Below are 6,516 nucleotides of genomic sequence, written 5' to 3' on the forward strand. Positions count from 1 at the left end.
GTCTCCTTCTCATTCGGATCGTTCGTCCGGGGCGCTGTGATCGACGGTCGTCAGGTGCTCGCGCACCTCCTCGAGAAGAGGCCGGGAGGGCTGAAGAGCGTCGATGTGCAGGACCCCGGCGGGAAGCGAGGTGGTGAACAGGTCGCGAGCCACCAGGGCCGCCACGGCACCGGTGATCTGGCAGGTGTCGCGGCCCGTGACGGTGCTCGACACCGCCTTCCCCTCGGCGTCCGACGTCCTCACGTGGACGACGAAGCGGTCGGACCCGCGGTGCCACCGGGAAAGCGCTGACGCGAGTGGCGATTCGGCACGCAACCGACCCACCAGGGTGAAGAATCCGATGGCCGCGAGCCCGAAGAGGACGGAGGTGACGAGGGCCGAGTCGAAGCAGATCCGCGTGGTGGCCGTGATCCGCGACGATTCACCGATCGTCTGCTGGTCGGAGAAGGGGAACGGGTGGACGGTCCGCGTCCCCCAGCCAGGAAGCCGGACGCGTGCTCGCCGGACACCGGGCCGCCGCGATCCGTCCGGGCGGGTGAGGCCGGCGACGATCCATCGCACCGAGTCCGCGCCGTGGTCGCCGCCCTGGCCCAGCAGGAGGCTGATGTCGACCCTGTTTCCTGACGGGAGGCGTTCGAGACAGTGGCGGGCCAGCAGGTTGGTCAGCCCCGGGGCCACGCCGACGCTGAGAACGGCCGTCGCCCGGTTTCGCACCGCGAGCCTGTCCAGCGACTCGATCTCCCGGATCACCGAGGTGGACGCGCTGACGTCGACGTAGTGCACCCCCCGCCGCAGACACGCCTCGGCCAGTGCCGCATTGGCGCGCTCGACGCACATCACGACCACGGCCGCCTCGTCGAGCAGCCGAGCCACATCGGCGGGATCGCTGACGTCGACGCCTGCCGCTCTGACCGCGGCGCCGGTGGATCGCGCCAAGGTCCGCGCCTTCGTCGGATCGCGCCCGGCCGCCACGATCCGGCCGGGGAACCACAGGCCGAGTTGTCGCGCGGTCGCGCCGCCGACCGCTCCGTACCCGCCGATGACGACGATCGACTTGCCCGCGCCGGGCCACTCCCGGTACTCGTCGGCGCTCGTGCGCATGCTGTGCCCTCGCAGTTCGGTGTCGGGAAGCGCTGAGGTTCCCAGGATCACGCGAGAGTGATATGCACACCACTGCGGATGTCTTATAGGGGACATGCGCGGCCCGCATGGCAGCCGACCGGAGGGAGTGGCTCGCACATGCTTGATCCCTGGACGTTGCAGGTGATGGTCGAGGTGGAGGAGCGCGGTTCCTTCTCGGCGGCGGCCGAAGCCCTGTCGATGACCCAGCCGGCCGTGTCACGGCAGATCGGCGGTCTGGAGCGCAGGCTCGGTGTGTCGCTCTTCCGGCGCACACCGCGCGGCGTCAAGGCGACGGCGGCCGGTGAGATGGTCGTCAAGCAGGCGCGGGACGTCCTGGCGCGCTTGCGGGCTCTGGAGATGCGGGTGAACGCCTTCACCGGCGCCGAGACCGGGCATCTGCGCCTGTCGGCGTTCTCCAGCGCGAACACCTGGTTGATGCCGGAGGTCATCAGGCGTTTCAGCCGATCCCACCCCGGGGTGCGGCTGAGCCTGATGCGGGAGGACGCCGCGGGGCCGGTGGCCGCAATCAAAGAGGCCCGGATCGACCTCACCCTGGTCACCGCCTGGAACCTGTACGCGGATCCGCCGGCGGCCAAGCGCGACCCGTCGGCCGAGCCCCTCGATCCCGCCGATCTCGCCGGGGTCGATCTGCTGCCGTTGCTGGATGAGGAGTTCCAGGTCGCCTTGCCCGCCGACCATCGGCTGGCCCGGCTTGGCCAGGTGCCGCTGTCCGATCTGTGTGACGAGGTGTGGATCGAAGGCGGTTACCCCGACTGCCTCGGCCCGCTCCCGCAGCTCGCCGAAGCCCTGGGCCGGCCCCCTCGGATCGGGTTCTTCTGCGAGGACTGGAACGGCAGGCAAGCCCTGGTCGCCGGCGGATCCGGCGTCATGCTCGTGCCCACGCTGGTGCGGGGCGCCGTACATCCAGGGGTGGTGAGCAGGCCGACCGTTCCTTCGCTCCCCTCCCGCCGGTTGTACGCGGCCTCCTTGGCGCCGCCTTTCCGCCTCCCGGCCGTGACCGCCCTGCTGGACGTGATCGTCCGCGTGAGCCGGGAGCAGGCCCGGGCCTGATCCGCCGACCACACCCGGCCTGACGTCGAAGCTCGGATCGCTCACCGCCGCGACCTGGCCGTAATGCTTGGTCAACCGCCGTACGCGATCTCGGAGAGGATCTGTGAGTCTTCTGTGAGTCATTCGGCCCGCGACGGCGTCGAGGCAGCGATCCGGTCATGCCGGGTGCAGATCTCACAGGATATTCACACGGGGTCGATGGCCTCGAGGAGGAAGAACATGGTTGAGGACCCGCGCTCGTTCGTTGTTGGTTTTACCGTGGTGTGTCCTCGACCCGCCGACGTGTCCGTCCCACGGGGGAAGCCCAAGCCCGGGCTGTGCGGGGCTTGAGTCTCAAGCCGCTTGAGACCCCATAGTGACGGCATGGACGACAACGAGCTGTACCCGATCGGGGACGTGGCGCGCCGGACCGGTCTGAGCGTCAGCGCCATCCGGTACTACTCCGATGCCGGGGTCATCGCACCCACACACGTGACCGGGGCGGGCTACCGCCTGTACGACATCCGGGCGATCGCCCGGCTGGAGCTCATCCGCACCCTTCGCGACCTGGACGCCGGCCTGGACGACATCCGCCAGCTGCTCGACGGCGAGACGTCACTGCACGATCTCCTCGCGGCGCACCTGGAGCTCGTCGAGCGTCAGGAGCGCGACCTCAGGGCCAGGCGGGCCGTGCTGAGGACCCTGGTCAAGCAGGGAGGCACGGCCGCGCAGGTGGCCCTGATGCACAAACTCGTCTCGATGCCCGACGAGGAGCGCGAGCGGCTCGTCGACGGTTTCTGGAACGAGGTCGGCGAAGACCTCGACGTCCCCCCGGGTTTTGTCGAGCGGTTGCGGACGATGCGACCGCGCCTGCCGGAGGACCCCACGGTCGCCCAGCTCGAAGCCTGGATCGAGCTGGCCGACCTGGTGCGGGGCGAGGAGTTCCGTAGCGCGGTCCGGTCCTGTCTCCAGGACACCTACGGCACGTTCCCGGGACGGCGCCTGGCCGCCGCGCCGGTGTGGGACTTCATCCACCGGGAGGGGGCGAAGGTCGGGGAGGAGGTCGTGGAGGCGTACCGTTCCGGGCTGCCGGCCGACTCTCCCCGGGCACGGGAGCTGGTCGCCCGCATGGCGAACGCGACCGCCGAGGTCTTCGGCGGGCAGGCCACGGCCGAGTCGCGGGACCGGTTGGCCGCGGCCTTCCTCCTCGTCGAGAGGATCCGGCGCGAGGACTCCCCGGAGGAGGCCCGGTACGACGCCACTCACGGCAGGTACCTGTCCCTGGTGGCCGTGATCAACGGGACGCCGCCCGGTACGGACGAGGAGGGGCCCGAGCTCTTCGCGTGGATCGCGGCGGCCCTTCGTGCTTCGGCCCGGCCAGGGGGTGAGCCGGGGACGCCGGAAAGGGGAGACGGGTGAGGTCGGCGGCCGACGCGGTCGTGCTGATCACGACTGGAGAACGGTCAGCCGAGGTCCGCGTCGTGCACCAGGATCGCCGCCTGCACCCTGTTGGCCACACCCAGCTTGGTGAGCAGCCGGCTGACGTGCGCCTTCACCGTGGCCTCCGCCAGCCCGAGCTCCCGCCCGATCTCCGCGTTCGACAGGCCGCGGGCCAGCACCCTGATCACGTCCTCCTCCCTGGCGGTCAGCGACGCGAGCCGGTCGCGCGCGGACTCGGCGCGGGAGGGAGCCCTGTCGGCGAACGACGTGATCAATCGCTTGATGACGGTGGGGGACAGTATGGCCTGGCCCGTCGCGACCGTGCGTACGGCGGCGGCCAGCTCCCGGGGCGGGGTGTCCTTGAGCAGGAACCCGACCGCACCCAGCCGGAGCGCCTCGTGGACGTACTCGTCCAGGTCGAAGGTGGTCAGCATGATCAGTTTGGGGGCCTCGGGGGCGGCCAGGATACGTGCTCCGGCGGCCAGGCCGTCGGTGCCGGGCATGCGTACGTCCATCAGCACGACCTGCGGCCTGAGCCTGGTGGTGGCGGCGACCGCCTCGTCGCCGTCGCGGGCCTCGCCGACGACCACCATGTCGCCCGCCGCCTCCAGGATCATCCGCAGCCCGGATCTGACCAGTGCCTCGTCGTCGACGACCAGTACGCGGATCACGCGACCGGGATCCTGGCCATGACCTGGAAACCGTCGCCGTCCCGCGGGCCGGCCTCCAGACTGCCGCCGACCAGCTCGACACGTTCGCGCAGGCCGACCAGCCCCCAGCCGGAGCCGGGCAGATCGCCGGAGGTGCCGGCGGAGGGCTGGTTGCGCACAAGGATCTCCAACTCGGCGGGACGGTAGCGGACGAACACCTCGGTCCTGGCATCGGCGGCGTGCTTGTGCACGTTGGTCAGCGCCTCCTGGACCACGCGGTAGGCGGTGCGTTCCACCACGGGACCGAGTGGGCGCGCGGCCCCCTCGTCGTGACGGTCGACCACGATGCCCAGCGCGCGGGTCTGGTCGAGCAGCCGGTCGAGGTCGGCCAGCGTGGGTTGCGGGTCGCGCACGGAGTCCCGCGAGCGCAGCATGCCGAGCACCTCGCGCAGGTTGCCCAGCGCCTCCCTGCCGACACCGCCGATCAGCGCCGCGGCCTCGGCCGTACGCTCGTCGGGGGCGCCGACCTCCAGGGCGCCGGCGTGCAGGACCATCAGCGACACCTGGTGCGCGACCACGTCGTGCATCTCCCGTGCGATGCGTGCTCGTTCCTGGACGCGTGCCCGCTCCGCGCGCAGCACCTGCTCGCGCAGCAGCTGTTCCGCCTGCTCGCGCATCGTGGCGAGCACCTGCCGCCTGGCGCGGACCCACAATCCCGCCACCAGGGGCAGCCCGAGCATCGCGCCGCTCATCAGGATCGCGTTGGCCGGGGTGTCCACGACCAGCGCCCGGTACCCGCCGATCCGGTGGGAGACGAGAGTGCTGAGCGAGAAGACCGCGACCGCGCCCCCGGTGTAGAGCCACAGGTCGCGACGGCGCAGGTGCGTGCCCGCGTAGTAGGAGGCCGCGACGGCGGCGGGCCACATCACCAGCCACGCGTAGGCGACGGCGCCCACCGCGGCGAGCGTCCCCGGCGAGCGTCTGGCGCGGACCGCGGCCACCGCCGACGCGGCGGCGACGGCCACGAGCACGGGCTCGGGCAGCGTCGACTCGACGCCCACCGAACCGGACGCGGAGGCCATGGAGAGCAGGAACACCGCCGCGCCGAGAGCCCACGGCGTGACCCGCTCGACGATCCCGGCGTCGCCGTACGTCATGACCAGAGGCTATAGGGCTGCCCGGACGACGTACCCCTACGAAAGTCGCGGGTGCCGGGTGACTTTCGCCGGGGACGGTACGGCCGTGTCGTGCCGCATGGTCGTGGACATGAGGAAGACAACCGTCGCGAGCATGCTCGCGCTCTCCATGCTCACCGGGCTCGCCGGTACCGCGGGCGCCGCGGCGTCCGCTCCCGCCCTGCCCGCGCCGACGGGCGGCCACGCCGTCGGACGGTCGGTACTGCACCTGGTCGACTCCGGCCGTCCCGACCCGTGGGTGGCCGGCAGGAAGCGCGAGCTGATGGTCTCGGTCTGGTACCCGGCGCGGAGGGCCGTGGGCCGGCCGGCCCGGTACGTCACGCCCCAGGAGTCGGAGTTGATCACCAAGAGCGCGCCGCAGCTGAAGGACGTGCCACCGGACACGCTCGCCAGGACGAGGACGTACGCCCGCGTCGACGCGCCCCCGCTGAGGCGGAGGGACGGATGGCCGCTGGTGGTCCTGTCGCCCGGCATGACGTTGCCCCGCGCGACGATGACCTCGCTGGCCGAGGAGTTCGCGAGCAGGGGATACCTGGTGGCCGGCATCGAGCACACCTACGAATCCGTGGCCACCACGTTCCCCGGCGGCAGGACCGTCACGTTCGAGGCGGGCAAGGGCGGCCAGACCCCGGAGCTGGGGGCGAAGGTCGCCCGGGTCAGGGCCGCCGACACGACGTTCGTGCTGGACCGGCTCGAGAGGAGCGCGCACTGGAACCGGCTGATCGACGAGACCAGGATCGCGATGGTGGGACATTCGGTCGGCGGCCAGAGTGCCGCGCACCTCCTGCCCCTGAGCCGGCGGATCAAGGCCGCGGTCAACCTGGACGGCTCCTACCACCCGCCGACGCCGGCGAAGCCCGTCGAGAAGCCGTTCATGATGATCGGCAACCCGAGGCAGGAGCCGGACAGCGGTGGGAAGAAGGGCTCCTGGGACCTGTTCTGGCCGCACGTGACCGGTGACCGGAAGCGCTGGCTGACCGTGACGGGAGCAATGATCGAAACCTGTGGATCTGCCAGGAAGGGGTGTACCTTCCCCGATCATCCGATGTGGTTTCGAG

6 protein-coding genes are annotated in these 6,516 nt (G+C 71.1%); 3 read left to right on the forward strand and 3 right to left on the reverse strand.

The window, feature by feature from the left end:
* Nucleotides 1–9: 9 nt before the first annotated feature.
* Nucleotides 10–1,152 (reverse strand): saccharopine dehydrogenase family protein, encoded by a 1,143-nt coding sequence (locus AC5L38_RS42765; protein WP_495248543.1) that lies wholly within the window; start codon nucleotides 1,150–1,152, stop codon nucleotides 10–12.
* A gap of 87 nt (nucleotides 1,153–1,239) precedes the next feature.
* Here AC5L38_RS42765 and AC5L38_RS42770 point away from each other — a divergent pair, with 87 nt between their 5' ends.
* On the forward strand, nucleotides 1,240–2,193 hold the full coding sequence (locus tag AC5L38_RS42770; protein WP_495248544.1) for a LysR family transcriptional regulator: 954 nt from the start codon (nucleotides 1,240–1,242) through the stop codon (nucleotides 2,191–2,193).
* 363 nt (nucleotides 2,194–2,556) lie between these two features.
* Nucleotides 2,557–3,591, forward strand: coding sequence for a helix-turn-helix domain-containing protein (locus tag AC5L38_RS42775; RefSeq protein ID WP_495248545.1), 1,035 nt, complete (start codon nucleotides 2,557–2,559; stop codon nucleotides 3,589–3,591).
* A 44-nt stretch (nucleotides 3,592–3,635) separates the two neighbouring features.
* On the opposite strand, the gene AC5L38_RS42780 is transcribed toward AC5L38_RS42775, so the two are convergent.
* Complete coding sequence (locus tag AC5L38_RS42780) at nucleotides 3,636–4,283, reverse strand: response regulator (protein WP_495248546.1); 648 nt, start codon at nucleotides 4,281–4,283, stop codon at nucleotides 3,636–3,638.
* Complete coding sequence (locus AC5L38_RS42785; RefSeq protein ID WP_495248547.1) at nucleotides 4,280–5,419, reverse strand: sensor histidine kinase; 1,140 nt, start codon at nucleotides 5,417–5,419, stop codon at nucleotides 4,280–4,282. The genes AC5L38_RS42780 and AC5L38_RS42785 overlap by 4 nt, the downstream gene beginning before the upstream one ends.
* 109 nt (nucleotides 5,420–5,528) lie before the next feature.
* Here AC5L38_RS42785 and AC5L38_RS42790 point away from each other — a divergent pair.
* Nucleotides 5,529–6,516: alpha/beta hydrolase family protein (locus AC5L38_RS42790; RefSeq protein WP_495248548.1), on the forward strand; the 988-nt coding region annotated here is incomplete at its 3' end.

Source organism: Streptosporangium nanhuense (assembly GCF_059358815.1).

Excerpts from the sequence above, each read along its gene's own strand:
- AC5L38_RS42770 (WP_495248544.1), top strand. The coding sequence starts at position 1,240 with ATGCTTGATCCCTGGACGTTGCAGGTGATGGTCGAGGTGGAGGAGCGC.
- AC5L38_RS42775 (WP_495248545.1), top strand. The coding sequence starts at position 2,557 with ATGGACGACAACGAGCTGTACCCGATCGGGGACGTGGCGCGCCGGACC.
- AC5L38_RS42785 (WP_495248547.1), bottom strand. The coding sequence starts at position 5,419 with ATGACGTACGGCGACGCCGGGATCGTCGAGCGGGTCACGCCGTGGGCT.